General features: G+C 65.9%; 21 protein-coding genes and 2 pseudogenes. 10 read left to right on the top strand and 13 right to left on the bottom strand.

Features of this window, described 5'->3' with window-relative positions:
* Positions 1-77 precede the first annotated feature (77 nt).
* The 7 genes and pseudogenes from ACYP5B_RS53895 to ACYP5B_RS53865 form a co-directional block, all read right to left on the bottom strand.
* Positions 78-564: pseudogene (locus ACYP5B_RS53895) on the bottom strand (IS607 family transposase); the annotation flags it as partial.
* A gap of 53 nt (positions 565-617) precedes the next feature.
* A pseudogene (locus ACYP5B_RS53890) lies at positions 618-713 on the bottom strand (YdcH family protein); the annotation flags it as partial.
* Positions 714-996: 283 nt separating this feature from the next.
* Positions 997-2,220 carry a CaiB/BaiF CoA transferase family protein gene (locus ACYP5B_RS53885; RefSeq protein WP_459575713.1) on the bottom strand — a complete coding sequence of 408 codons (1,224 nt, stop codon included), beginning with the start codon at positions 2,218-2,220 and terminating at the stop codon, positions 997-999.
* A gap of 17 nt (positions 2,221-2,237) precedes the next feature.
* Positions 2,238-3,101 (bottom strand): MaoC/PaaZ C-terminal domain-containing protein, encoded by an 864-nt coding sequence (locus ACYP5B_RS53880; protein ID WP_400102079.1) that lies wholly within the window; start codon positions 3,099-3,101, stop codon positions 2,238-2,240.
* A 4-nt stretch (positions 3,102-3,105) separates the two neighbouring features.
* A complete protein-coding gene (locus tag ACYP5B_RS53875) occupies positions 3,106-4,020 on the bottom strand; it encodes an SDR family NAD(P)-dependent oxidoreductase (RefSeq protein ID WP_318235475.1) in 915 nt (304 codons plus the stop codon).
* A gap of 69 nt (positions 4,021-4,089) precedes the next feature.
* A complete protein-coding gene (locus ACYP5B_RS53870; protein ID WP_459575711.1) occupies positions 4,090-5,091 on the bottom strand; it encodes a tripartite tricarboxylate transporter substrate binding protein in 1,002 nt (333 codons plus the stop codon).
* A 53-nt stretch (positions 5,092-5,144) separates the two neighbouring features.
* Entirely contained in the window at positions 5,145-6,107 is a 963-nt protein-coding gene (locus ACYP5B_RS53865) for a Bug family tripartite tricarboxylate transporter substrate binding protein (protein WP_400102082.1), read from the bottom strand.
* Positions 6,108-6,339: 232 nt separating this feature from the next.
* On the opposite strand from ACYP5B_RS53865, the gene ACYP5B_RS53860 reads away from it, so the two are divergent.
* Positions 6,340-7,242 (top strand): LysR family transcriptional regulator, encoded by a 903-nt coding sequence (locus ACYP5B_RS53860; RefSeq protein ID WP_035863199.1) that lies wholly within the window; start codon positions 6,340-6,342, stop codon positions 7,240-7,242.
* Positions 7,243-7,405: 163 nt separating this feature from the next.
* On the opposite strand, the gene ACYP5B_RS53855 is transcribed toward ACYP5B_RS53860, so the two are convergent.
* Positions 7,406-7,741, bottom strand: coding sequence for a cysteine peptidase family C39 domain-containing protein (locus tag ACYP5B_RS53855; protein ID WP_459575708.1), 336 nt, complete (start codon positions 7,739-7,741; stop codon positions 7,406-7,408).
* 837 nt (positions 7,742-8,578) lie between these two features.
* On the opposite strand from ACYP5B_RS53855, the gene ACYP5B_RS53850 reads away from it, so the two are divergent.
* Entirely contained in the window at positions 8,579-8,845 is a 267-nt protein-coding gene (locus ACYP5B_RS53850) for a prevent-host-death protein (RefSeq protein ID WP_459575706.1), read from the top strand.
* 70 nt (positions 8,846-8,915) lie between these two features.
* On the opposite strand, the gene ACYP5B_RS53845 is transcribed toward ACYP5B_RS53850, so the two are convergent.
* From ACYP5B_RS53845 to ACYP5B_RS53835, 3 genes are all read right to left on the bottom strand, one after another.
* Positions 8,916-10,244 carry a TldD/PmbA family protein gene (locus ACYP5B_RS53845; RefSeq protein WP_459575703.1) on the bottom strand — a complete coding sequence of 443 codons (1,329 nt, stop codon included), beginning with the start codon at positions 10,242-10,244 and terminating at the stop codon, positions 8,916-8,918.
* On the bottom strand, positions 10,244-11,677 hold the full coding sequence (locus ACYP5B_RS53840; protein WP_400102072.1) for a TldD/PmbA family protein: 1,434 nt from the start codon (positions 11,675-11,677) through the stop codon (positions 10,244-10,246). Before ACYP5B_RS53840 ends, ACYP5B_RS53845 begins: the two co-directional genes overlap by 1 nt.
* 127 nt (positions 11,678-11,804) lie before the next feature.
* Entirely contained in the window at positions 11,805-12,806 is a 1,002-nt protein-coding gene (locus tag ACYP5B_RS53835; protein ID WP_459575715.1) for a tripartite tricarboxylate transporter substrate binding protein BugD, read from the bottom strand.
* A gap of 394 nt (positions 12,807-13,200) precedes the next feature.
* On the opposite strand from ACYP5B_RS53835, the gene ACYP5B_RS53830 reads away from it, so the two are divergent.
* The 8 genes from ACYP5B_RS53830 (at position 13,201) to speE (ending at position 22,345) form a co-directional block, all read left to right on the top strand.
* Positions 13,201-14,370: an acyl-CoA dehydrogenase family protein gene (locus ACYP5B_RS53830; RefSeq protein ID WP_183030869.1), complete on the top strand. Its 1,170-nt coding sequence runs from the start codon at positions 13,201-13,203 to the stop codon at positions 14,368-14,370.
* 11 nt (positions 14,371-14,381) lie between these two features.
* Positions 14,382-15,581, top strand: a complete 1,200-nt coding sequence (locus tag ACYP5B_RS53825) for a CaiB/BaiF CoA transferase family protein (RefSeq protein WP_459575700.1) — start codon at positions 14,382-14,384, stop codon at positions 15,579-15,581.
* Positions 15,582-15,708: 127 nt separating this feature from the next.
* Entirely contained in the window at positions 15,709-17,091 is a 1,383-nt protein-coding gene (locus ACYP5B_RS53820) for an MmgE/PrpD family protein (protein WP_459575698.1), read from the top strand.
* 28 nt (positions 17,092-17,119) lie between these two features.
* Entirely contained in the window at positions 17,120-17,968 is an 849-nt protein-coding gene (locus ACYP5B_RS53815) for an HpcH/HpaI aldolase/citrate lyase family protein (RefSeq protein WP_459575697.1), read from the top strand.
* A 7-nt stretch (positions 17,969-17,975) separates the two neighbouring features.
* Complete coding sequence (locus tag ACYP5B_RS53810) at positions 17,976-18,830, top strand: HTD2 family dehydratase (RefSeq protein WP_459575696.1); 855 nt, start codon at positions 17,976-17,978, stop codon at positions 18,828-18,830.
* Positions 18,831-19,168: 338 nt separating this feature from the next.
* On the top strand, positions 19,169-20,143 hold the full coding sequence (locus ACYP5B_RS53805) for a Bug family tripartite tricarboxylate transporter substrate binding protein (RefSeq protein WP_459575695.1): 975 nt from the start codon (positions 19,169-19,171) through the stop codon (positions 20,141-20,143).
* A gap of 31 nt (positions 20,144-20,174) precedes the next feature.
* On the top strand, positions 20,175-20,690 hold the full coding sequence (locus ACYP5B_RS53800) for a MaoC family dehydratase (RefSeq protein ID WP_459575693.1): 516 nt from the start codon (positions 20,175-20,177) through the stop codon (positions 20,688-20,690).
* 398 nt (positions 20,691-21,088) lie between these two features.
* Positions 21,089-22,345, top strand: a complete 1,257-nt coding sequence (gene speE, locus ACYP5B_RS53795) for a polyamine aminopropyltransferase (protein ID WP_459575692.1) — start codon at positions 21,089-21,091, stop codon at positions 22,343-22,345.
* A gap of 419 nt (positions 22,346-22,764) precedes the next feature.
* Here the strand turns inward: speE and ACYP5B_RS53790 are convergent, their stop codons facing one another.
* Both ACYP5B_RS53790 and ACYP5B_RS53785 read right to left on the bottom strand, forming a co-directional pair.
* Entirely contained in the window at positions 22,765-23,727 is a 963-nt protein-coding gene (locus tag ACYP5B_RS53790; RefSeq protein ID WP_318238525.1) for a Bug family tripartite tricarboxylate transporter substrate binding protein, read from the bottom strand.
* A 44-nt stretch (positions 23,728-23,771) separates the two neighbouring features.
* The coding region (locus ACYP5B_RS53785; protein WP_459575690.1) for a class I adenylate-forming enzyme family protein at positions 23,772-25,065 on the bottom strand (1,294 nt) is incomplete at its 5' end.

The raw sequence follows: 25,065 nt of genomic DNA, 5'->3' as shown, positions 1-25,065 counted from the left end.
AAGTCCTCTCGGCGGTCGACGCCTGCTTCCAGTACTGGAAGAGATCAAACGAAGTGCTGCGAAGACTATGCTGCATTACTTAAGACGCTGTGTTTAACCACGATGATCTCGCAACCGTTCTCGCGCGCAAAATGGTCGAGCAGGTCGAATCCGAAGCGAACGAGCCGGTCCTTGTGGGCGATGAGAACTCGCTCAATCTCACCACGCTGGATGCGCTCAATCAGCACGAGGAAACGCTTGCGCTTGAAGTTCATGCCGCCGCCGACTTCCTGAATCCACTCGTCAACAGCAATTGCGCCAGCCCGGCAGTATTCCTCCATCGCCGCCACCTGAGATCGCAAGTCGTCGCGCTGCCCAGCGCTACTGACGCGGCAGTACACGATTGTCGATCGCTTCTCAGGCCCGCCGCCAAGCATCGCCCGCACATCGGACTCGTCAAAGTACCGATGTCCGGAAGGCAGGCGCTTAGCCTGCCAGGATGCCTTCGCGCTCCCAGCGGCGCACCGTACTGGGAGCCCGTCCGATGCGCTTTGCGAATTCGTTGATCCGATAAACCTTGCTCATGGCGAGCAATTATAGATACTTCTTCTGAGCAAGAATGGAGTATCAGTTGCTCGCTCCTGGTCCAGTTCGTTGTGGCGGGAAAACAGCCGCGCAAAGCGGGCGTCCTGGGTTTTGGGGAGGGCTATCTGATCGCGGAATTCGGGGAACATGGGCCTCACCTTGGGTGGGAGTTGGAAGGCTGGGAGTTCAGGGACATTGTGCCGCGAAGCAAGCGTTCGCGATTTGATATGGATCATGCCGCGAGGCAGGTGACGGGCGATATCGGAGGGATGTGACGTCTCGCTCTTGGCGAGCGCCCGCCCTCTCCCCCCGCCCCTCTCCCACCGTGCGGGAGAGGGGAGCAAACCAGTAGCTGGGAGACGCCTGTCACTTTCAGGTGCGGAACCGTAAAAGTGACTGAAGGGCCGGGTCACGCAATTCGAGCGAACAAACTCAAACCACTCCCTTGCCCCGCAGCGCAGCAATCCTCTGCGCCGACATCCCCAGCACTTCACCCAGCACTGCCTCCGTATGCTCCCCCAATCGCGGCGGCGCCGCGTCATAGCGCACCGGCGTAACCGACAGCCGCAACGGGCTCTTCACCGTGGGACAAACCCCGCCATCGCTGCGCACCATATCCACCTGCAACTCGCGGTACCTGACCTGCGGATCCTCCAGCACCTGCGCATAGTCATTGATCGGCCCGCAGGGAATCCCCTCACGCTCCAGCGCTTCCACCCACCGTGCGGTCGTGCCCGTGCGCATATGCGCTTCCAGCAGCGGCACCAGCACGTCGCGATTGACGATGCGGCCGGTGCCGGTGGTGAACCGTTCGTCCTTTGCCAGGTCCGGGCGCTCCACGCCGCGGCAGTACCCTTGCCACTGTCCGTCGTTGCCGGCGGCCACGATCATGTAGCCGTCCGCCGTGGCGAACACGTGATACGGCACCATATTGGCGTGCGCATTGCCAAAACGCTGCGGCGTCTTGCCGGTGATCTTCTGCGCCAGGATCGGCGTCGCCCCGACCGCCACCACCGCATCGAGCAACGCCATGTCGATCCGCTGCCCCTCGCCGGTACGCTCGGCATGGCGCAGCGCGGCCAGCACGGCCACGGTGGCGTACATGCCGGTGAGCATGTCGACCACGGCCACGCCGACCTTCTGCGGGCCGCCACCGGCCAGGTCGTCGCGCTCGCCGGTGATGCTCATCAGCCCGCCGATGCCCTGGAAGATGAAGTCGTAGCCCGGCTTGTGCGCGCTCGGCCCTTCCTGCCCATAACCGGTGATGGAGCAATACACCAGCGCCGGGTTGATGGCCTTGAGGCTGTCATAGTCCAACCCATAGCGCTTGAGGTCGCCGACCTTGTAGTTCTCCAGCACGATCTGCGATTTTGCCGCCAGCTCGCGCACGATGGCCTGGCCTTCGGCACTGGCGATATCGAGCGTGACCGAGTGCTTGCCGCGGTTGGCGCCGGCGTAGTAGCTCGCATCGCGCGAGGGCTTGCCGTCGCCGTCAGGCAGCCAGGGCGGGCCCCAGGAGCGGGTGTCGTCGCCCACGCCGGGGCGCTCTACCTTGATGACCTCGGCGCCGAGGTCTGCCAGGTTCTGGGCGCACCACGGGCCGGCCAGGATGCGCGAGAGATCCAGCACACGTACGCCGTCGAGCGCGCTCTTCATTGTTGTTGTCCTTGTTGTCATGCACGGAATTCCGCCACGCCGTTGCTGAGCACGGTGACGTCGCGCGCGGGCACGCAGGCGTCGAACAGCACGCGGCCGCCGCCTTCGCGCCACATACGCACTTCGAGGGTTTCGCCGGGAAATACCGGCCGGGAAAAACGCACATTGAGTTCGAGCAACTGGTCGCCATCGCCTTCGGCAAAGGTATCGACCAGCGCGCGCGCCGCCACGCCATAGGTGCACAAGCCATGCAGGATGGGCTTGTCGAAGCCCGCCGCGCGCGCCACCTCGGGATCGGCATGCAGCGGATTGGGATCGGCATTGAGGCGATAGAGCAACGCGGCCTGCGGCAGGATCGCCAGGCTGCGAACCGCATCCGGCGCGCGTGCCGGCGCTGCCGGCAGCGCTTCGGGCGCGGTGTCGCCCTGGCCAAAGCCGCCGTCGCCGCGGCAGAAGGTGGTGTGGTGCACGGTGGCCAGTTCGGCGCCGCTGGCCACGTCCACCAGCGTACGCTCGATGATCACCAGCGCGCCTTTGCCGGCACCCTTGTCGATCACGTGGCTCACGCGGGCGCGGGCCCGCACGGTGCCGGATGCCGGCAACGGGCGATGCAAGCGCAGGCGCTGCTCACCGTGCACGATGCGCACCCAGTCGATGCCGCTCCTCGGGTCCTGCATCCAGAAGCCGGGATAGGCCAGCACCACGGCCTGCGTGGGAAAGGCCTTGAGCTGCGCCTCGTAGACGTAGCGCAGCTGGCGCGGATCGGTGGGCTGCTCGCCCAGGCCAAGACCCAGCGCGTAGAGGATGGAATCCTTCTCGCCGTAGGTCTGCGTGACCTCCGGAAAGTCCCAGTGCTTGATGCGGTTGTAGTCGAGCGGCATGGCGTCAGATCGGGTCCCAGTTGATCACGTCGGGCGAGCGCTCGAGCTTGAAGAAGCTGTTGCGCATGGCGGGGATGGCGATCTCGGCGATGGATTCCGGGGTCCAGCCTTCGCTCATATGCACCGAGCGCACCGGGCGCGGCTGGCTCATCAGCATGATCTCGTTGGCACGCACGGCGAAGATCTGCGCGTTGACTTCATGCGCGGCATCGCTGGCGAGAAAGGCGGCCATCGGCGCGACCTTGTTGGCTTCCATCTTTTGCAGCTTGGCGACGCGCGCTTTTTCTTCCGGGGTCTCGGAGGGGATCGAGCTGGTCATGCGGCTCCAGGCGAACGGCGCGATGCAGTTCGAGCGCACGTTGAAGCGGGCCATGTCCAGCGCGATCGACTTCGACAGCGCGGCAATGCCAAGCTTGGCGGCCGAGTAGTTGGCCTGGCCCAGGTTGCCGATCAGGCCGGACGTGGAGGTCATGTGCACGTAGGCGCCGCTCTCCTGGTCCTTGAAGTGGTTAGCGGCGGCGCGGCTGACAAAGAACGTGCCATTGAGGTGGACATCGATCACCGAGCGCCATTCTTCCTCGTTCATCTTGAAGAACATGCGGTCGCGCAGGTTGCCGGCGTTGTTGACCACGGCATCGATGCGGCCGAAGTTGTCGATCGCGCATTGCACGATGGCGTTGGCGCCCTGCCAGCTCGACACGCTGTCGGTATTGGCTACCGCAATGCCGCCGGCGGCGACGATCTCGTCGACCACGCGCTGCGCGGGGCCGGCATCGCCGCCTTCGCCAGTGAGCGATACACCGATGTCATTGACCACCACCTTGGCGCCGGCCTTGGCCAGTTCCAGCGCTACGCCGCGCCCGATGCCACCACCCGCGCCGGTCACCAGCGCTACCTTGCCTGCCATCATTCCACTCATGCTCATGCTCCTGTGTACACGTTTCTCTCGGCGGCCTGGCACGTGCCAGGCCGGGTATTGGTTGATCTCTTATTCCAGGCGTGCGCCCGATTCCTTCACGACCTTGCTCCAGCGCGTGATCTCCGCGTCGATATGCGCGCCCAGCGCCGCCGGCGTGGAACCCACCGGCTCATAGCCGTTGGCTGCCAGGTTCGCGCGCAGGTCGGGCTGGGTCAGCACGGCCGCGATCTCCTTGCTGAGCCGCTCGACAATGGCCGGCGGCGTGCCGGCCGGCGCCAGCACCGCGTACCAGCCGTTGATGTCGAAGCCGGGCACGCCGGCCTCGGCCAGCGTGGGCACGTCCGGCGCCAGCGCCGCACGTTTGGCGCTGGTCACGGCCAGTGCCTTGAGGCGGCCGCTGCGGATATGCGGCATCGAGGTGGAAATGCTGTCGAAGGTCAGCTGCACCTCGCCCGCCAGCATGGCGTTGACCACCTGGGCGCTGCCCTTGTACGGCACATGGGTCATCTTGATGCCGGCCAGGCTGTCGAACAGCTCGCCGGCCAGGTGGCCCGTGTTGCCATTGCCCGCGGAGGCGAAAGTCAGCTGCCCCGGCGCGGCCTTGGCCGCGGCGATCAGCTCGGGCACGGTCTTGGCCTTCAGCGAGGGGCTGCCGGCCAGGATCAGCGGCAGGTTGGCCACCAGCGACACCGGCGCGAAATCCTTGCGGGTGTCATAGGGCAGCTTGGGATAGAGGCTGGCGTTGATCGCGTGCGCGGCCAGCACCACGATCAGCGTGTTGCCGTCCGGCTTGGCGCGCGCAAGTTGCTGCGAGGCGATGGTGCCGCCGGCGCCCGGCCGGTAGTCGAGCACTACCGGCTGGCCCAGCCGCTCCTGCAGCTTGGCCGCCACCGGGCGTGCCAGCAGGTCGGCGCTGCCGCCCGGCGGATAGGGGATCAGCAACTGGATCGGCTTGTTGGGCCAGGTGTCGGCAAGTGCCGAAGCGCTCGCGCCCAGCAGCCCCACCGCGAGCGGGGCGATCAGCACGGCCTGAAGCCATGACCTGCGGTGGCGCGCTTTCGATGCTTCCATGCCCTGTCCCCTCGTTTTGTCGTGGTGTCGCGTGCCGTGCTTCGGGCTCGCCTTCATTGCTGCGCAATGCCGGTGTCCTTCACCACCTTGGCCCAGCGCACGCGCTCGGCGTCGATGAACTTGCCGAAATGCTCAGGCGTGTCGCCGCCCGGCACGCCGCCGAGATCGGCCAGGCGGGTTTTCACCTCGGGCTCGGCCAGGATGCCGGCCACCGTCTTTTGCAGGCGCGAGACCACCGCGGGCGGCGTGCCAGCCGGCGCCACCAGGCCGAACCATGCGGTCACCTGGAAGTCGTCGAGGCCGGCTTCCTTCATGGTCGGCACGTCTGGCAGCTCGGCCACGCGCGTGGCGCTGGTCACTGCCAGCGCGCGCAGCTTGCCGGACTGGATATGCGGCAGGGAGCTGGGCAGGTTGTCCACCATCATCGTCACCTGCCCGGCGACCAGGTCAGCCACGGCCGGCGCGGCACCCTTGTAGGGCACATGGATGATGTCGATACCGGTGCGCTTCTTGAACAGCTCGCCGGACAGGTGCACCGACTGCCCGGTGCCCGACGAGGCGAACGACAGCTTGCCCGGCTGGGACCTGGCCAGCGCCACCAACTCCGCCACGTTGCGGGCGGGCACCTTGGCGTTCACCACTAGCACGTTGGGCACCGAAACCACCATGGTGATCGGCGCGAAGTCCTGGGCACGGTAGGGAAGTTGCTTGTACAGACCGTAGTTGATGGCATTGGGGCCGATATTGCCCATCATCAGCGTATAGCCGTCGGGGGCGGCCTGGCGCAGTGCCTGCACGCCGACGATGCCGGCAGCGCCGGCGCGGTTTTCCACCACCACCGGCTGGCCGAGCAGCTCTCCCAGCCGCTTGCCGACCAGCCGCGAGGCGATATCGGTGGTTCCCCCCGCCGCCGCGGGCACGATCAGGCGCACCGGCTTGTCAGGGTAGTCGGCCGCGGCAGCGCCGCCCATGATGGCCAAGGTGGCCAAGCTAGCCACGCCCAGCATGGTGGCCATGCCCGCCCGCCTGCTTGCGCTGTAGCGCCGAACTGTCATTTGTCGTCCTCCTGGGTGGCTGCGCGGCGGCTCGGGTTTCGCGCCGCCTTCGCGCGAGGCAAGCCGGTAACCGCCCGCGCAATACGGACGATCCGGCCTTTATGGTTCTATTGCCACGCCGAATACGATAAATTGACGGCGGGGACATTGCTATTCACGATTCACAAAAGAGGCCTTTGGCCCAGCGAAACACATGCATTACGACCTGACCGACCTGCGCCTCTTCCTGAACGTCGGCGAAACCGAAAACCTGACCCGCGCCGCCGAGCGCAGCTTTCTCTCCCTGCCCGCCGCCAGCACCCGCATCAAGCAGCTGGAAGAGGCCTTCCAGACCCAGTTGCTGATCCGCCAGGTGAAAGGCGTGCGCCTGACCCCAGCCGGCGACGCCCTGCTGCGCCACGCGCGCGAGGTGTTCCGCGAGCTGGAGTGCCTGCACTCGGACCTGCGCCCCTACGCCAAGGGCGTCAAGGGCCGCGTACGCCTGCTGGCCAACACCACCGCCACCAACTCCTTCCTCGCCACGGCGCTATCGCGCTTCCTCGCCGAGAACCCGGATGTCGACATCGAACTGGAGGAACAGCTGTCGCAGGCCATCGTCTCGTCGATCAGCGCCGGTGCGGCGGACCTCGGCATCGTCGCCGGCGAAGTGGCCACCAATGATCTCGAAGTCATGCAGCTATGCAGCGACGAGCTGATCGTGATCGCGCCGGTCAACCACCCGCTGCCGCAGTTCACCAGCCTGCACTTTGCCGACCTGCTCGATACCTGCCGCTTTGTGGGTCTCAACCAGTTCAGCGCGATCCAGTCCTTCCTGGACCGGATCGCCAGCGGCATGGGCAAGCGCATCAGCCTGCGGATCCAGCTGGGCAGCTTCGACGCCGTGTGCCGGATGGTGGAGGCAGGCGCTGGCATCGCGATCGTGCCCAACAGCTGCGCGCGGCGCTATGCCAGCCGCAAGGTGCTGCGGTTCATTCCGCTGGAGGACGAGTGGGCGAAGCGTGACCTGCGTTTGGTGCGCCGGCCCGGGCGGGAGCTGCCGCAGTTTGCGGAGACGTTGATCCAGTATTTGACTGAGGCGGCGCGGGAGCCGGTCTGAGGCGGCTAGGGTTGCCCGTCCAGACCAAGCGACAGCGCTGCCCACCCGATCTTGTCATCAAGGCGCAAGAAGATGACTAGAAGGTTGATTCAGCCGGCACCGGATCAGGTTTCCATGGGACAGATACATGGAGCTGTACGCAGAATCCCGCCCAGCCGCGCTTCTAGAACTGCCGCTGCGTCTGGAGCATTATGGGAAGTCTGTGTAAATCAGGCTCACCAAATGCGCCAGAATTCAAAGGAAGATGATAAAGAGGCATCGCCTCCATCAATTGTTTTTCGGTGACTTCAACGCCATAGAATCCCAAAACAGTCGAAAGGGAAGCAGAGCCGCAGGAATAATCGGAATTCTGCTTCACCACCCCCTCACCTCGAAAATGCTTCCAACTCTTTGCAGGCACAACAATCCCTGACGAAGATGCCGGGAAAACAAGCTTGGCATAAGATACAGACGGGAAAACGGAAATAAAAATTAGGCACAGCAAATAATCAGCCATCATTTACACAGAATAATCCACCTCATCGCACACCTCCCACACTCATCTCAAACAAATAGTTTTCTAGCTAGACTGAATAAAATTGCAACAATGAGCAAAATCACAGCAGCCAGATGCACAAGATTAAAAAAATACGCACCCGAGTCCGCATCGCAGCCGCGCATTTCTTTTATACTCTTAATAAACGCCTTGATAAACTCCAAGATGCCCCCCACGATAGCCGGGAGGTCAACGCCCCACCCCCAACCAAAACGATCTGCTAGCTTCTATTTCGGGAGATCATTTACCGAAAAAATTACCTGCTCCGCGAACGAGAGATCGCGCAAGCGAATTCTTCATTCAATATCTATAACCAGAAAAAATCATCGACCTTTTTGGCGCAGAGATAAGACGTTGATATTGCGCACCTAGACGGTTAAAGGTGACCCATAACAAGAGACAGTAGCTCCCGCTTCTTACATATGGCTCGCATGCAGCGCACTCTAGCATCCAACGTCGAGCAGGAATCCCACGCGCATCAAAAGAAGTAATTTCCGAAGGCTTCGAAGAAATTTCCGCATTCACACTCGCGCTTGAAAAATTAGTCCTCTCAGAGTGGAGCGGGCAATATGGGCATCGGAAATTCGACAAAGGCTGAACTGGAAGTATCGCCAACCTTGAGGCGGCCGAGGCGTGAACTTCCGTAGTTTGCGGAGACTTTGATCCAGTATTTGACGGAGGCGGCGCGAGAGCCGGTTGACAGAATGGCAAGTAGGGGAACGAAGACCCTGCCTGCGAAGTGGGCGTCAGACCGAATTCAGACTATATTCAGTCATCCAGTCACTTCCACATGGACCCGCCGTGAAACTCTCTAACATCAAACCAATCAGCTTTCCGAAGAGCGATGCGGCCCGTATCGTCAGGGAGATCAACGAGACGCGCGAAGCCCAGAATGACGAGGCTGAACTTGTCGTGCAGGACATCGCCAGCCACGAAGCACAGCGGCGCACAACTGCGCTATTGAAGATCCTGGCGCTCGGCGAGAAGGAGATCGCGGAGGGCAAAGTGACAGCGGCTGCAGACGTCTTTGCCGAACTGGCTCGGCAGGACGGAGAAGACGGTGCATGAGGGAGGCCTTTCTCGATTCCGCTAGGCAGGACTAACGCCAGGGAGCCAGTGCGTTGGCTCCCCACGCCGCTCACAGCGTCAGCGTGAGCTTCCCCGTCAGCGCCCCAGGCAACAGCGCAGAATCAGTCTGCCGCTCCCCATAAGTACTGCTCGACACCCGCAGCTGCCGCTCGCTGGTCAGCGCCTCCAAATGCTCCCCCAGGAAGCTATAGATACTGTCGTCAAACCGCATTGTCCCAAGCGGCGCCTGGATGCGGCCTTCTTCCACCCAGAACGTAGCGAAGCGCGTCATGCCGGTCATGCGGGCCGCCGGCGCGTCGGACCAGTTGAGATACCAAAGGTTACCTATATAGAGGCCGGTGCCGAGTGCGGCGAGCACGTCGTCCCGCGCGAGGCCGCCGGCTGCCATGGCGAGGGACTGCGGCCCTTCGCCGGCGCTGGCGCAATTGGCGGCTAGATCGTACTCCCGCGCGCTGCGGGGATAGACCAGCCGGCCGGCGGGCAGCCCGGCGCGCACCAGCTTCACGTCGCTGCGCGGGATGCCTTCCGGGCCGAAGGCCGGGGCCAGCGTGCCGGTTGCGCATTCATCAAGATCCAGCAGCGGGCTCAGGCGCGCGCCACCGTCGTATAGCCGCTGGAGCGGGCTTTCCTTCTGCGCCAGCGCGCGGGCCGAGAAGCCGCCCCAGGAGAACATGCCCAGCACTTCCTCGAGCGCGGCTGGGGCCAGGTAGGCCCGATACTCGCCGGGCGGCAATACGCGCTGCGGCTTGCCCAGGTGGTCCAGCTGCTGGCGCGCCTGGGCAAAGCGGCTGGCGAATTCGGCGGCATCCCAACGCGAGCCGGCGTAGTCGGCCTTTACCGCCTGGCCGTTGGCGTGGAACAGGCTCCAGTCGAAGTGGAAGCCTTGCGCGGCATGCCAGCCAAAAGCGCCGAAACTGTTCGCAAAACCCCGGTACAACGGACCGGCGGCATAAATGCCGACCAGGTCCAGCCCGCGCGCGGCCTCGTCGATCTGCGCGAACACCTCGGCGCTGTCCGGCGGCGCAGCCACATCGGCCAGCGCGCGCTGCCAAGGTTCGCGCTCCAGCATCAGGTAGGGATCGGGCTGCAACTGGCCGATCGCCTCGCGCAGTTGCAGCAAGCCATCGGCGAGGCGCTGGCGATCGGCCGCCGGCTCGCCGGACAGGGTGATGCCGATATTGGCATGGCGCTCGTCGCGGATCAGCTTGAGCCGGGCCGTGGCTTGCCGGACCTGCCCGGCCTGGCGCACGCGCGCGCGATTGAAGCGAATGAACTCGGACTCTTCCGCGCTGTACCACAGCGTGAAGGCTTCGCCCTCGCCCAGCGCATTGCGCACATCTTCGGCCAGCGCCGCGAACAACGATTGCGCATCCGCCATCACGCGGCTCCTCCAAAGACTTCCACTTGCTTGAACACGCAGGCCGGCGAAGCATGGCCGACGCGCACCACCTGGTTGGGCTCGCCCTTGCCGCAGTACGGCGTGCCGTGCACCTCGAAGGTACTGGCATCGCCAACGGCAGCCAGGCTGCGCCAGAAATTCGCGGAAACACCGCGGTAGTTCGGGTTCTTGACCACGCCCTTGAGCTCGCCGTCCTCGATCAGGCGTCCCCATTCGCAGCCGAACTGGAACTTGTTGCGCGCATCGTCGATGGACCAGGAACGGTTGGAGGACATCAGGATGCCGCGCTCGATGCCGCCGACCAGTTGCGCCATGGTACGGTCGCCCGGCTCCAGGTTGAGGTTGGCCATGCGATCGATCGGCGGCCGGTTCCAGTTGCAGGCCCGGCTGTTGGCGACACCCGGCAGCCCGCTGCGCCATTGCGACAGCGCGCCGCCCAGCGGGCGCAGTAGCAGGCCATCGCGGATCAGGAATTCCTTTTGCGCGGGCTGGCCCTCGTCATCAAAGCCGTAGCTGGCCAGTTCCTCCGGGATGCCCGGGTCGAAGCTGATATTGAGCAGGGACGAACCATACTGGTATCGGCCAAAGTCCTCCAGCCCGATAAAGCTGGTGCCCGCATAGTTGCGTTCGTCCCCGAGGATGCGGTCCAGTTCCAGCGGATGGCCGATGGATTCATGGATCTGCAGCATCATCTGGTCCGGCATCAGCAGCAGGTCGGTGGGGCCGCTCGGCGCATTGGGCGCGTGCAGCAACTGCAAGGCTTCGTCCGCCACCCGCGATGCAGCGTTAGCGAAGCCCAGGCGCGCGATGACCTCCGCGCCGCCTTGCTGGCCGCTGCCGAAGCCGCCGAAGCTGCGGGTCTGGCTGTCGTTGCCGTCGAAGGCGGTCACGCTGATGCCGGGATAGACGAAGCGCAACGCCTGCCATTGCTCGGCACCGGCGCTATTGAGGTAGAGCTGCTCAAAGCGCTGGTGATCGAGATAAACCAGCCAGTTCACCAGCCGCGAATCGGCGGGCACGCTGGCAGACACCTCCGCCAGCAGCGCGAAGCGCTCGGCAAGCCCCGGGAACGCACCGTGCAGGCCGGGGGATTCGTAGCGGGCCTGGCCTTGGGGCGGCTCCAGTCCACGCAGGTCGACAAGGCCATGCGCGGCGATCCGCCGTGCCAGCGCTTCGGCGCTATCGAGCGCGCGCTGCAACCCGGCCACGCTGAGATCGCTGGTGGCGGCATAAGCCTCCACGCCAGCCAGGCGCACATTGAGCATAGCTCCCATGTCCTGCGTGAGGGACGGCGGCTCGGCGACGCCGCGCCGCATCATGCAATGCTCGCCGCTCTGCCGGACCAGGCGCAACGAGTGAAACTCGGCGCGGGTGGTTAGCGCGGCGAAATCCTGTCTGGCACGTTCGAACAAGGGGGCTCCCGGAACCGTAGTGGAAGAGCCAGTGCCGGCGCGATTCGCTTCAACCGATGGGCCGGCACTGGCGCAGTGATCCGGAAATCTTACTACCTTTGCGCCGCGGCGATCCCTCGCCCTGCGCTCAATCCGCCTTCACCCCGGCCGCCTTGATGATCGGCGACCATTTCTCGATCTCGGCCTTCAGCCACGTGCGCAGCCCTTCCGGCGTCTGCTTGTCCTCCGGCACGATCTCGGCGCCAAGATCGGCCAGCCGCGCGGCCACCGCCGGATCCTTCAGCGCGGTGCGCAGCGCCCCGTTAAGCCGGTCGATGACCGCCGGCGGCGTCCCGTGCGGGGCGTAGATGCCGTGCCAGACCTTGACCTCGAAGCCCTTGAGCCCGCTCTCGGCCAGCGTGGCGGTGTCAGGCAAGGCCTTGATGCGCGTGGTGGTGGTGACGCCGTAGAGCTTGACCTTGTCGGCCTTGATATGCGGCAAGGTCTGGGTGGTCTGGTCGCACAGGATGTCGACCTGGCTGCCCAGCAGGGCGGTCATCGCGGGCGCGGTGCCCTGGTAGGGAATGGCGGTGAGTTCGACGCCGATGGCTTTCTGGAACAGCATGCCGCACAGCTGCGAGACCGCGCCCAGCCCGGCGTTGGCCAGGTTGACCTTTTCCCGGTTCTGGCGGATGTAGGCAATCAGCTCCGGCAGCGTCTTGGCAGGCAGGTCATGGCGGCCGAGCAGGGTCATGGGCACGTCGGCCACCTGGCCGACAAAGCTGAAATCCGTCAGCGGCTTGTAGGGGAGCTTGCTGTACAGCGCCGGCGCAGTGGCCATGCCGTTGTGGTGGATCAGGATGGTGTAGCCATCCGGTGCGGCCTTGGCCACGTAGGCGGCGGAGACGGTGCCGCCGGCGCCGAGCCGGTTTTCCACCACCACGCTCTGGCCCAGGGTCCTGGACATGGCCGCGGCCATGGTGCGCGCCACCACGTCGGTGGGGCCGCCCGCGGCAAAGGGGACCACCATGGTGATCGGCTTGCTGGGGTAGGCATCGGCGGCGCGCGCCGGGGCTGCCAGCGTGAGCGCTGCCGCCACGCCCAGCGCGGCGAGCGCCATCCAGCGCCATGACGCCTGGACCCGGCTCATTTGCGCTGCATTTTCACTGCTGACCCGCCCGTGCCGCCGCTGTTTGCTGCCTGCCATGTCTTTCGTCTCCAAATTGGTGGATTGGCCGGGCTATGCCGGCTAGGGCTCGCCTGCGTCGGCCTGTGCGGGCGCGCGGCGTTATCGTTTCAGGCAAGCGTGGCGATAAAGCGGCGCATATGCAATACGGATTTCCCTAAGGGTGGGCAAGGCGGGACAGAAGCTGCCGAGCGCCAGCAAGTGCGCGCGGCACCGCCCACGCCCGCGCCGTCCCGGCCCGGCCTGCTTCCGGGGGCGCTAAGCCGCTCTTTCGCAAATCCGAATTACCGCGCGGCAGGCCCTCGGGAATAATGGCCACAAGCTAATACCCATAACGTCCATTCCGGGGCCCCTTTTCATGTTCGCAGAACAATCGCACGACCAGCCGTATCCCGACATCCGCGAAGCCGTGCGTGCCCTGTGCACCGGCTTCGATTCCGCCTACTGGCAACGCGTGGAAGAGCAGAACGCCTTCCCCGAGGAGTTCGTGCAGGCGCTGACCAAGGCCGGCTGGCTGTCCGCGCTGATCCCCGAGGAGTACGGCGGCTCGGGCCTGCCGCTGACCGCGGCGTCCGTCATCATGGAGGAGATCAACCGCACCGGCGGCAACTCCGGCGCCTGCCACGGCCAGATGTACGTGATGGGCTGCCTGTTGCGCCACGGCTCGGCCGAGCAGAAGCAGCGCTGGCTGCCGGGCATCGCCTCGGGCGAGCTGCGCATGCAGTCGATGGCGGTGACCGAGCCCACCACCGGCACCGATACCACCAAGCTCAAGACCACCGCCGTGAAGAAGGGCGACCGCTACGTCATCAACGGCCAGAAGGTGTGGATCTCGCGCGTGCAGCACTCGGACCTGATGCTGCTGCTGGCGCGCACCACGCCGCTGGACCAGGTCAAGCGCAAGTCGGAGGGGCTGTCGGTGTTCGTGGTGGACCTGCGCGAGGCCATCGGCAAGGGCCTGACGGTGCGGCCGATCCGCAATATGGTCAACCACGAGACCAACGAACTGTTCTTCGACAACCTGGAGATTCCCGCCGAGAACCTGATCGGCGAGGAAGGCAAGGGGCTCAAGTACATCCTCGACGGCCTGAACGCCGAACGCATCCTGATTGCCTCCGAATGCGTGGGCGACGGCTACTGGTTTATCGAGCGCGCCAGCAACTATGCGCGCGAGCGCATCGTGTTCGACCGCCCCATCGGCCAGAACCAGGGCATCCAGTTCCCCATCGCGCGTGCCTATGTGAACGTGGAAGCCGCCAGCCTGATGCGCTACAAGGCCGCCGCGCTGTTCGACGCCGGCAAGCCCTGCGGCAAGGAGGCCAATATCTCCAAGCTGCTCGCGGCCGATGCCTCGTGGGAAGCCGCTAACGTCTGCCTGCAAACGCACGGCGGCTTCGGCTTCGCCGCCGAATACGATATCGAACGCAAGTTCCGCGAGACGCGCCTGTACCAGGTGGCGCCGATCTCCACCAACCTGATCCTGTCGTATGTGGCCGAGCACGTGCTCGAGCTGCCGCGTTCGTTCTGAGGCCCGCCCCCATGCTTGCTACGCACCAGGGCATACGCCCGCTCGACGGGATCCGCGTCGTCTCCCTCGAACACGCCGTGGCCGCGCCGTTCGCCACCCGCCAGCTGGCCGACCTCGGCGCCCGCGTGGTCAAGGTGGAGCGCCCCGGCGTGGGAGACTTCGCGCGTGGCTATGACGAGACCGTCAATGGCCAGGCTTCGCACTTTGTCTGGCTCAACCGCGGCAAGGAGAGCCTGACGCTCGACCTGAAGCAGATTGAGGCACAAACCGTATTGCACCGCCTGCTGGCCGATGCCGACGTGCTGGTGCAGAACCTGGCGCCGGGCGCGGCCGCGCGCATGGGGCTCGACTTCGACACGCTGCATCCGCGCTACGGCAAGCTGATCGTCTGCGATATCTCGGGCTACGGAGACGCTGGCCCCTATCGCGACAAGAAGGCATACGACCTGCTGATCCAGGCCGCCGCCGGCCTGATCGGCATCACCGGCAGCGCGGATGAGCCCTCGCGCGCGGGCATTTCCATCGCCGACATCGCGGCTGGCATGTACGCCTACAGCGGCATCCTGTCCGCGCTGCTGCAGCGCGGGCGCACCGGCCAGGGCCTGCGCGTGGAAGTGACCATGCTGGAGGCGCTGACCGAATGGATGAACTACGCGCTGTACTTCGGCCACTACGGCGGCACGGCGCCGGCGCGTTTTGGCGCGTCGCATCCGGCCATCGCACCGTATGGCGTGCACCGCACGGGCGACGGCGGCAGCGTGATCTTCGGCCTGCAGAACGAGCGCGAATGGCAGGCGTTCTGCAACAAGGTCCTGGCGCAGCCGGCGTTGCTCAAGGACGAGCGCTTCTCCTCCAACTCGGGACGCGTCAAGAACCGCACCGAGCTGACCGCGCTGATCGAAGCGCGTTTCGCGCCGATGACGGTGACGCAGGTCGAAGCGCTGCTCGACGATGCGCAGATCGCCAACGCGCCGATGAACGATATCGAGGCGGTGTGGAGCCACCCGCAACTGGCCGCGCGCGGACGCTGGCGCGAAGTGGCCAGCCCCGGCGGCCCCATCGGCGCGCTGCTGCCGCCGGCCAACCTGTCGGGCGTGGAGCCGGTGATGGGCGATGTCCCGGCGCTGGGCGCGCATAGCACGGCCATCCTGGCCGAGCTGGGTTACGGCGTGGACGAGATTGCCAGGATGACTGACAGCAAGACGATTTGAACAACAGAATGCAGCAAGAGCGCCCGCGCACGATTCTCGCGCAGGCGTGGCACCCCTCTCCCACTAACGTGGGAGAGGGGAGGAACAGCAACACAACCCACCATCCCGAACACCGCCCGGAGCCGGCATGAGCCAAGCTACTGACCACACCTACCCTACCCGCCAGCTGTGCGATTTCCTGGCCCGGTTCACGCTGGCCGACGTGCCCGCCGAAGTGGTGGAGCGCACCAAGGACCTGTTCCTCGACTGGATCGCCTCCGCCATCGCTGGAAAGGACGCACCGGCGGTGCGCAAGCTGCAGGAGTTCGTCGCCGCAATGGGCCCGCAACAGGGCCCGGCCGAGATGCTGGTGGATCGCCGCCGCACTTCGCCGTACTTTGCCGCCTTGATCAACGGCGCTTCCTCCCACGTGGTGGAGCAGGATGACGTGCATAACGGCTCGGTGCTGCATCCCGCCGCCGTGGTGTTCCCGGCGGTGATCGCTGCCGCGCAGGCCGAGGGCAAGAGCGGTGCCGAGGTGCTGCTGGCATCCATCGCCGGCTACGAGGCAGGCATCCGCATTGGCGAATTCATGGGCCGCTCGCACTATCGCGTGTTCCACACCACCGGCACGGTCGGCACGCTGGCGGCAGCCGCGGCAGTCGCCAAGCTGTATGGCATGGACGCCGAAGGCATCAACCAGGCGCTCGGCTCGGCCGGCACGCAGGCCGCCGGCCTGTGGGAATTCCTGCGCGACGCCGCGGACTCCAAGCAACTGCACACCGCCAAGGCCGCCGCCGACGGCCTGATGTCCGCCTGGATCGCGCGCGCTGGCTTCACCGGCGCCAAGCGTATCCTGGAAGGCCCGCAGGGCATGGCCGCCGGGATGTCCAGCGACGCCAACCCGGCCGCCCTGACCGACGGCCTGGGCGAGCGCTGGGCCACCGCCGAAACCTCCTTCAAGTTCTTTGCCTCCTGCCGCCACACGCACCCGGCGGCCGATGCGCTCAAGGACCTGATGCTGCGCGAGAAGATCAGCGCGGACCAGATCGCCAGCGTGACCGCGCACGTGCACCAGGGCGCCATCGACGTGCTCGGCCCGGTGACCGATCCCAAGACCATCCACCAGGCCAAGTTCTCCATGGGCACCGTGCTGGGCCTGGTAGCGGTGCACGCGCACGCCGGCCTGGGCGAGTTCGAGGACCATGCGCTGCAGGACGCCAAGGTGGCCGCCTTCCGCGACAAGGTGGAAATGGAACTGGACGACGAGATCAATGCCGCGTATCCGCGCCAGTGGATCGGCCGCGTCACTGTCAAGACCACCGACGGCCGCACGCTGGCGGGCCGCGTGGACGTGCCCAAGGGCGATCCGGGCAATACGCTGTCGCGCGCGGAGCTCGAGGCCAAGGCGCTGCAACTGGGCGCGTTCCGCCACGGCGCGAGCGAGGCCGAGATGCGCACCATCATTGCCCGCGTGTGGGCGCTGGAGAAACAGGCGAGGGTCACCGACTGGCTGCCTGTCGCGAAATAACGCGGCCAATCCTACCAAGGCTCGCTTCATGTCCACTGCCATCACCTATTTGTTCGTGCCGGGCGACCGGCCCGAACGCTTCGACAAAGCCGCGGCCGCCGCGCCCGATGCACTGATCCTCGATCTGGAGGATGCGGTGCATCCGGACGCCAAGCCGGCCGCGCGCACGGCCATTGCCGCCTGGCTGCTGGAACGCGGCGCGCAGGCGCAGGCTTACGTGCGCATCAACGACGCCAGCTCGCTGGCCTTCGCCGCCGATATGGAATGGCTGCGCGCCCTGCCGCCCGACGCACACCTGGCCGGATTGCTGGTGCCCAAGGCAGAAGACCCGGCCGCGCTTGGCGAGATCGCCCAGGCGCTGGCCCAGGTGAACCCCCAGGGCCGCCTGGTGGCCATCATCGAAAGCGCGCGGGGCCTGCACGACATCGATGCGGTCGCCGCCGCGCCAGGCGTGTCGCGGCTGGCCTTCGGCTCGCTGGACTTCGCCGTGGACCTGGGCTGCGCCCATACCCGCGAGGCGCTGCTGATGGCGCGCTCGCGCATTGTGCTGGCTTCACGCGTGGCCGGCCTGCCGCCGCCCGTGGATGGCGTCACCACCGCGCTCAAGGACGAGGCCGTGCTGGCCGATGACGTAGCGCACTCGCGCGCGCTCGGCTTTGCCGCCAAGCTGTGCATCCACCCGGCCCAGCTTGCCGCGGTGCGCGCGGGCTTCCTGCCCACGACAGAGCAACTGGACTGGGCGCAGCGCGTGCTGGACGCCACCGCCAGCGGTAGCCACGCCGTGCAGGTTGACGGCAAGATGGTCGACCGCCCCGTCATCGAACAGGCCCGGCGCATGTTGGCGCTGGCGGGCAAACCCGCACAGGACCCGCAGTAACCCAGCCATGACCCAACTCGAAACCCTGCGCACCTGGATCGGCCGCAGCGAAAGCCGCACCGAGACCCTCTCCCCGGAACCCGTGATCGGCCTCGCGGCCACGCTCGACCTCGATGGCGATGCGCTGGTGCGCGGCCCGCTGCCACCGCTGTGGCACTGGCTCTACTTCCTGCCGCGCGCCCCGCAGCGCGAGCTTGGCCAGGACGGCCACCCGGCGCTGGGCGGCTTCATGCCGCCGGTGCCGCTGCCGCGCCGCATGTGGGCGGGCGGCGAGCTGGATTTTTGCAAGCCGCTGCGCGTGGGCGATACCGTCACGCGCACGTCCACCATCCGCAATGTCGAGCACAAGAGCGGACGCAGCGGCGAGCTGTGGTTCGTCACCGTGGAGCATGTGCTTACCGTCGAAGGTGAGGTCGCGCTGATCGAGCGCCACGACCTGGTCTACCGCGCCATGCCGGAGCCGGGACAGCCGCTGCCCCCGCGGCCACGCCTGGCGCACCAGGCGCAATGGCAGCGCCAGTTGCGTGCCGACCCGGTCATGCTGTTCCGGTTCTCCGCGCTCACCTTCAACGGCCACCGCATCCACTACGACCACGACTATGTGCGCGACGTGGAAGGCTACCCCGGCCTGGTCGTGCACGGCCCGCTGCAGGCGATGCTCACGCTGGACCTGCTGGCACGCGAGATGCCCGGCGCCACGGTGCGCCGGTTCGGCTTCCGTGGGCTGGCGCCGATGTTCGATCACGACACGGTGACGGTGGGCGGCGCAGCCGATGCCACTACGCCGGGCAAGGTCAACTTGTGGACCGGCGACGATGCCGGGGGCCAGGCGATGGACGCATGGGCCATCGTGGAGAGCTGACCGGTTGAGCGAAGACGAGCGGTCTCAACTTGCGTCGATGGCGAGTTCACGGAGTATCCCAGCGTCGCTGGTTGCGCGGGCACGCATCGTTTTGGCTTCTGCAGCCGCGACAGCAGCTAGAAGCATGAAAACCCCGCCCAGCAAGCGCCAAAACCCGCGTCAGCGGGCCACAAGCAATACACATCGCACACTTCCCCCAACCTACAATTCCTCCTCCAAGCTCAACAGACTTTGCGAACGAATCAGCGGAACGGGACACTAGAAGCGAAAGTCAAAAGGACAACGACAACATCGGGATCGAAGGGAACGAAGGGAACGACAACAAAAGGAGACTTCCGATGCATGCATTCCGCAAACCATGGCGCGTGGCTAGCGCCGCCATCGTTCTAGGCTGCGCCACGCTTGCCCAAGCGCAGCCGGCTCCCACCTACCCTACCCGCCCGGTGACGCTGATCGTGCCCTACGCGCCGGGTGGCACCACCGACGTGGTGGTGCGCCAGTTTGCCGTGGCCTTGCAGAAGTCGCTCGGCCAGACCGTGGTGGTGGACAACAAGCCGGGCGTGGCCGGCACCATGGGCGCGCTTGCCCTGCGGCAAGCGAAGCCCGACGGCTACACGCTGTCGACGATGCCGGTCACCGTATTCCGTCAACCCTTCATCCAGAAGACCGCCTTCGACCCTGCGCGCGATTTCACCTACTTGTCGCGCATCACCGGCTATACCTTCGGCGTGGTGGTGCCGGCCAATTCACCGTGGAAGAACTGGGGCGATTTCCTGCGCGATGCACGCGCCAAACCGGGCACCGTCAGCTACGGCTCGCCGGGCCAGTACAGCTCGCCGCACATCACCATGATCGAGCTGGTGACCAAGGAAAACCTCACGGTCAACCACGTGCCCTTCAAGGGCGATGCCGACTGCCTGAACTCGCTGATGGGCAACCATGTGCAGCTGTGCGCCGCCGGCAGCTCCGCCGGCACGCTGGTCGATGCGGGCAAATTGCGCTGGCTGAATCTATGGACGGCGCAGCGCTCCCCGCGCTGGCCCGACGCGCCCACGCTGCGCGAGCTCGGCTACGACATCGTCTCGAACTCGCCCTACGGCGTGGCCGGGCCGAAGGGCATGGACCCCAAGGTGCTCAACATCCTGCAGCACGCGCTGCGGCGCGCCGCGGAAGATCCCCAGCACCTCGCCGCGCTCAAGCAGCAGGACCAGGACCTGATGTACCTGGACAGCGCCGGCTACACCCGCTTTGCCATGCAGCAGATCGCGCAGGAGAAGGCGCTGGTGGAGCGGCTTGGCATCAAGGCGGATTGAGCTCCCGCCCACAACCCGGATATCCCGACCGATGACCATCAAGTCCTCCGCAGCGAGCCCCGAAGGCATCGCCTTCGACCCCCGCCGCCACCGCATGTGCGAGCAACGCTATTTCGAGGATTTCGCGCCCGGCGAACGCTTCGTGCTGCCCTCGCGCACCATGACCGAGGCGCTGTTCGCCGCCTTCCAGCTTGCCAGCGGCGACAACCATCCGGTGCACTACGATGCCGAGTACTGCCGCGCCCACGGCATGCCGCACATGCTGGCGCATGGCTACCAGGTGCTGATCCAGACCGCGGCAGGCGCCGGCCTGTTTCCGCATATGGTGGAGGAATCACTGAAGGGCTTTATTGACCAGAGCAGCCGCTTCCTGCATCCGGTCTACGTGGGCGACACGTTGTACAGCGCGCTGGAAGTTGCCGAGCTGGCGCCTAACCGCACAACAGGGGTGCTGACCTTGCGCTCGACGGTGCACAACCAGCACGGCGTGCTGGTGCTCGATGGTGTGCAGCGCTACCTGCTGCGCAAGCGCGCTCCGGCCGGCTGATTGGCGCCGATCTCAAATGCAGAAAATTCCGGCGCAAATTGGGAAAACGCCTAGGACAGCTTGAAACCCCTGTAAATCAAGGCGAAGACAGCCCGCGTTCCGAATGCAATGCCCCCGCGCGCGGGATCGCGCGGCTGCTGCCCCGCCATATCGTGGCGCATCTCGGCTACACTCAGCCGCTTCATTGGCCTGGCGCTGCGTGCATTCTCGCTTCCCACTGAAGCGCATGCCGCAACCGCCAGGCCCGCCCTCTGCAATCGCTCCGGATCACGCCGACGCCGGACCGCATTGCCCCATCCGACAGCCCGCCTCATGACCGTGTCCACGCCTCTCGTGACGCGGTTTCGGCTTCCATTTGCCGGGCCGCGGGCTGGCACGCAAGGAGGAACCGCCCAGACATGCAGGGACTGCACCTAACCGCTGATTTGTACGAATGCCGCTGCGCGCCAGCCTTGCTGTGCGACGCCCGGCTGCTCGCCAGCCTTTGCCGCCAGGCCGTGGCGGCCGCGAGCCTGACGCTGGTGGCCGAGAAGTTCCATACCTTTCCCGGCCACCAGGGCGAGCAAGGCGGTGTCACCGGCGCCGCCTTGCTCGCCGAATCGCACCTGGCCGTGCACACCTGGCCGGAACGCGATGGCGTCACGCTCGATGTCTATGTCTGCAATTTCTCGGACAACAACTCGGCCAAGGCCGAAGCCCTGCTCGACGCCCTGCTGATCGCGTTCGCGCCCCGCCGGCAAAGCACCAACCGCCTGCTGCGCGGCTCCGACGATCCGCAGGATCAGGCCAACGAGCTGCTGCTGGAGTGGCAGAACCCGGACAGCGCCTACGGCTTTCGCGCCACGCGCCGGCTGGAAACAGTGCGCACGGCGCATCAGTTGCTGGAGGTATTCGACACGCCGCAATGGGGCAAGCTGCTGCGGCTCGACGGCCGCTACATGACCTCCGAGCGCGACGAGTTCTTCTATCACGAGCCCATGGTCCATGCCACGGCCATCACCCATGCCACGCCGCGCCGGGCGCTGGTGCTGGGCGGCGGCGACGGCGGGGCCTGCGAGGAACTGCTCAAGTACCCGACGATGGAGCGCGTGGTGCTGGCCGAACTCGACGCGGAGGTGATCCGCGCGGCGCGGCAGCACTTGCCGCAGGTGCATCGCGGCGCGTTCGACGATCCGCGCCTGCAACTGCGGATCGGCGACGGCTTCGCCTATATGGCGGAGCAAAGCCGCGACCCGCACGGCGAGCGCTTCGACCTGGTCGTGCTCGACCTGACCGATCCCGACACGCCGGCGCAGCCGCTCTACACGCCGCAAGCGCTGCGACTGGTCAAATCGCTGCTGGCGCCGGGCGGCGCCGTGGCCATGCATATCGGCTCGCCGGTATTCGAGCCGGAACGGGTGCGCCAGATCACCTTGCAACTGCGCGGGGTGTTCGAGATCGTCAGGCCCTTTGGCCTCTACGTGCCGTTGTATGGCGCGTATTGGGGACTGGCCTTCGCCTCGGACACGCTGGATCCACTGTCCCGCCTGCCCTATGAGGTGGATCAGCGCCTGCGCGGCTACGGCATCGGCGAGCTGGACTACTACAACGGGGAGGTGCATCGCGCGCTGTTTGCGTTGCCCAACTACTACCGGCGGCTGGTGCAGAACCACTGACCTGCCAGAGCCATTAGCCGAAGCCGCCGAATGGGCCAACACCGCGCGCCATGACGACGGCTGTCTCTCCCTCTCCCCTCAGGGGGTGGCTTGGCCAGGAGCCACTTGAAGCGGAGCCCTCGGATTTGACCAGCACGACGGCGTAACGAGCGCCCGCCCTCTCCCCCGGCCCCTCTCCCACAAGTGGGAGAGGGGAGCGAACCGGCGGCAATGAACGGAGCCGACGAATAGGCCAACAGCACGCGCCATGACGACGGCTGTCGCTCCCTCTCCCCTCATGGGGAGAGGGTTGGGGAGAGGGGCGGTTTGGCTAGGAGCCACTGGGAGCGAAGCCAATAGTTTTATCCAGCACGACGGCGTAGCCAGCCGCGCTCTCCCCCGGTTGCTCTCCCGCAAGTGGGAGAGGTAGCAAACCAACCTCAATCCACCTGGATGTTCGCGGTCTTCACCACGCCGCCCCACAGCTTGAGCTCGCGCTGGATGCGATCGGCCAGCGGCTTCGGGCCCGTGATGTTGAGATCGTAGCCGCCCTGCGTCATGCGCTGCTGGAAGGCGGGATCGTCGCCGATGGCCTTCTGCGCCTTGACCAGCTTGTCCACCACATCGGCGGGCAGCTTCTGCGGGCCGATCAGCGCGTACCATCCGGTCAGGTCATAGTTCTTCATGCCGGACTCGATCATGGTCGGCACGGTCGGCAGCGCCGCGTTGCGCGTCTTCGACGTGACCGCCAGCGCGCGTACCTTGCCGCCCTGGATATGGCCGATGGCCGTGCCAGTGATGTCGAACATGAAGGTGACCTTGCCACCGATCACATCGGCCATCGCGGGCGAGTTGCCCTTGTACGGCACGTGCAGCATCTTCACCCCGCCCATCTGCGCCAGCAACTCGGCGGACAAGTGGTTGGAAGCACCTACGCCGGCCGAGCCGAAGCTGACGCCTTCGGGATGCTTGCGCGCGTAGTCGACCAGTTCAGTGACGTTCTTGGCGGGGAAATCCTTGTTGATCAGCAGCACATTGGTGTAATCGGTGATCAGGCCGATATAGGTGAAATCCTTGGTCGGATTGAAGTTCACCGACTTCTGGATCAACGGCGTCATGGTCATGGTGGGACTGGCCACGAAGTACAGCGTGTAGCCGTCCGGCGTTGCCTTTGCCGTCAGGTCCGCGGCAATGGCGCCGCTGGCGCCGGCACGGTTGTCCACCACGACCGGCTGCTTGAGCGTGCGGCCCAGGTAGTCGGCGTAAATGCGCGCGGCGGTATCGACCGGGCCGCCCGGGGCGTAGCCCACGATCAGCTTCACCGGGCGCGCCGGATAGTTGTCCGCCATTGCGGTGCCCTGCACCAATGCCAGCAGCATGCCGGCCATCATCCATCGCTTCATCTGTCTCCTCCTTATTGTGCGTCTTGCCAGTGCCCCGGCGGGGGTCATGCCGCTGCGGCAGCGCCGTCCAGCATGGCGCGCAGCGGCTGCTTCAAGAGCTTGCCGCTGGCGGTAGTGGGAATGGTCTCGATCACGCGGATCTGCGCGGGCCGCTTGTACGGCGCCAGGCTGTCGCGCAGGTAGGCCTCCAGGGCGGCGGTGTCCAGCGTCGCGCCCGGCTGCGTTTCGATAAAGGCCACGACTTCTTCATTGCCGTCGGCGGCAGCGCGCCCGACCACGGCGGACTGGCGCACGCCGGGGAAGGCGTTGATGACGGATTCCACCTCGATCGGATAGACGTTGAAGCCCGAGCGGATGATCAGGTCCTTGGAGCGGCCCACGATAAACAGCGCCCCGTCTTCACCCAGGAAACCGAGATCGCCGGTGTTGAGCCAGCCGCCCGGCAACAGTGCCTCGGCGGTCTGCTCCGCGTTGCGGAAGTAGCCGCGCATCACGCCCGGTCCGCGCACGCGGATCTGGCCGCGTTCGCCCGCGGGCATCGCCTCGCCTTGCTCGCTGGTGATGTTGATCTCCACGCCCTCGACGATGTAGCCGGCCGAGCAATCGGCGCGCGGCGTATCCATGCGCGTGATGAACAACGAGCCGGCGTATTCGGTGATGCCGTAGCCGTGATGCAGCGGCTGGCCGAACCAGGCCTCGGTGTCGCGCTTGAGCGTGGGGTCAAGCGGCGCGCCGCCGGTGTAGAGATAGCGCAGGCGGGGAAACGCGGTGGCGCCGGTGACACCTTGGGCCGACTCGCGTGCCACCGCCATGATGCGCGTGAACATGGTGGGCACTCCTTGCAGCATGGTGACGCCGGGCGACTCCAGCGCGGCGAACACGTCGGCAGCATCGAAACGAGGCCGCATCACCAGGCTCGCGCCCGCGTACAACGTGGCCATCAGCACGGTGGCGATGCCGAAGATATGCGACAGCGGCAACGCGCCGTAGGCGATGTCGTCGGGACCGAGATTGCGCGAAGTGGCCGAGATCCGCGCGAAGATGGTCAGGCCGGCGTGCGGCACCATCACGCCCTTGGGCGCGCCCGTGGTGCCGGAGGTATAGATCAGGGTGGCGACATCCCGCGCCTCGGCGGCGCTCACGCGCGGCGGCAGCTCGGTGGCGCGCAAGCTGGCGAAGCCGGGATCGAGCGCCACGCAATCGGTGGGCTGCGCGCCGAGCCGCCTGGCATGCGCTGCGGCTACGTCGGAAACATGGTTGGTGAAGAACGTCAGCAATGGCTCCGCGTGTGCGCGGATGCCATCGATCTCGCGCGGCGAGAGCCGTGCATTGACCTGG

This window comes from Cupriavidus sp. 8B, assembly GCF_054589115.1.
Note: the sequence above shows the minus strand (reverse complement) of the source record. Positions and strands in the feature narration are given on the sequence as shown.

Bases quoted from the DNA above. Each gene is read 5' to 3' on its own strand.
- ACYP5B_RS53835 (WP_459575715.1), bottom strand. From the start codon at position 12,806: ATGAGCCGGGTCCAGGCGTCATGGCGCTGGATGGCGCTCGCCGCGCTG.
- ACYP5B_RS53860 (WP_035863199.1), top strand. From the start codon at position 6,340: ATGCATTACGACCTGACCGACCTGCGCCTCTTCCTGAACGTCGGCGAA.
- ACYP5B_RS53885 (WP_459575713.1), bottom strand. From the start codon at position 2,220: ATGAAGAGCGCGCTCGACGGCGTACGTGTGCTGGATCTCTCGCGCATC.
- ACYP5B_RS53825 (WP_459575700.1), top strand. From the start codon at position 14,382: ATGCTTGCTACGCACCAGGGCATACGCCCGCTCGACGGGATCCGCGTC.
- ACYP5B_RS53800 (WP_459575693.1), top strand. From the start codon at position 20,175: ATGACCATCAAGTCCTCCGCAGCGAGCCCCGAAGGCATCGCCTTCGAC.
- ACYP5B_RS53830 (WP_183030869.1), top strand. From the start codon at position 13,201: ATGTTCGCAGAACAATCGCACGACCAGCCGTATCCCGACATCCGCGAA.
- ACYP5B_RS53865 (WP_400102082.1), bottom strand. From the start codon at position 6,107: ATGGCCACCATGCTGGGCGTGGCTAGCTTGGCCACCTTGGCCATCATG.
- ACYP5B_RS53855 (WP_459575708.1), bottom strand. From the start codon at position 7,741: ATGATGGCTGATTATTTGCTGTGCCTAATTTTTATTTCCGTTTTCCCG.
- ACYP5B_RS53880 (WP_400102079.1), bottom strand. From the start codon at position 3,101: ATGCCGCTCGACTACAACCGCATCAAGCACTGGGACTTTCCGGAGGTC.
- ACYP5B_RS53815 (WP_459575697.1), top strand. From the start codon at position 17,120: ATGTCCACTGCCATCACCTATTTGTTCGTGCCGGGCGACCGGCCCGAA.
- ACYP5B_RS53805 (WP_459575695.1), top strand. From the start codon at position 19,169: ATGCATGCATTCCGCAAACCATGGCGCGTGGCTAGCGCCGCCATCGTT.
- ACYP5B_RS53790 (WP_318238525.1), bottom strand. From the start codon at position 23,727: ATGAAGCGATGGATGATGGCCGGCATGCTGCTGGCATTGGTGCAGGGC.
- ACYP5B_RS53845 (WP_459575703.1), bottom strand. From the start codon at position 10,244: ATGGCGGATGCGCAATCGTTGTTCGCGGCGCTGGCCGAAGATGTGCGC.
- ACYP5B_RS53810 (WP_459575696.1), top strand. From the start codon at position 17,976: ATGACCCAACTCGAAACCCTGCGCACCTGGATCGGCCGCAGCGAAAGC.
- speE (WP_459575692.1), top strand. From the start codon at position 21,089: ATGCAGGGACTGCACCTAACCGCTGATTTGTACGAATGCCGCTGCGCG.
- ACYP5B_RS53875 (WP_318235475.1), bottom strand. From the start codon at position 4,020: ATGAGTGGAATGATGGCAGGCAAGGTAGCGCTGGTGACCGGCGCGGGT.
- ACYP5B_RS53820 (WP_459575698.1), top strand. From the start codon at position 15,709: ATGAGCCAAGCTACTGACCACACCTACCCTACCCGCCAGCTGTGCGAT.
- ACYP5B_RS53870 (WP_459575711.1), bottom strand. From the start codon at position 5,091: ATGGAAGCATCGAAAGCGCGCCACCGCAGGTCATGGCTTCAGGCCGTG.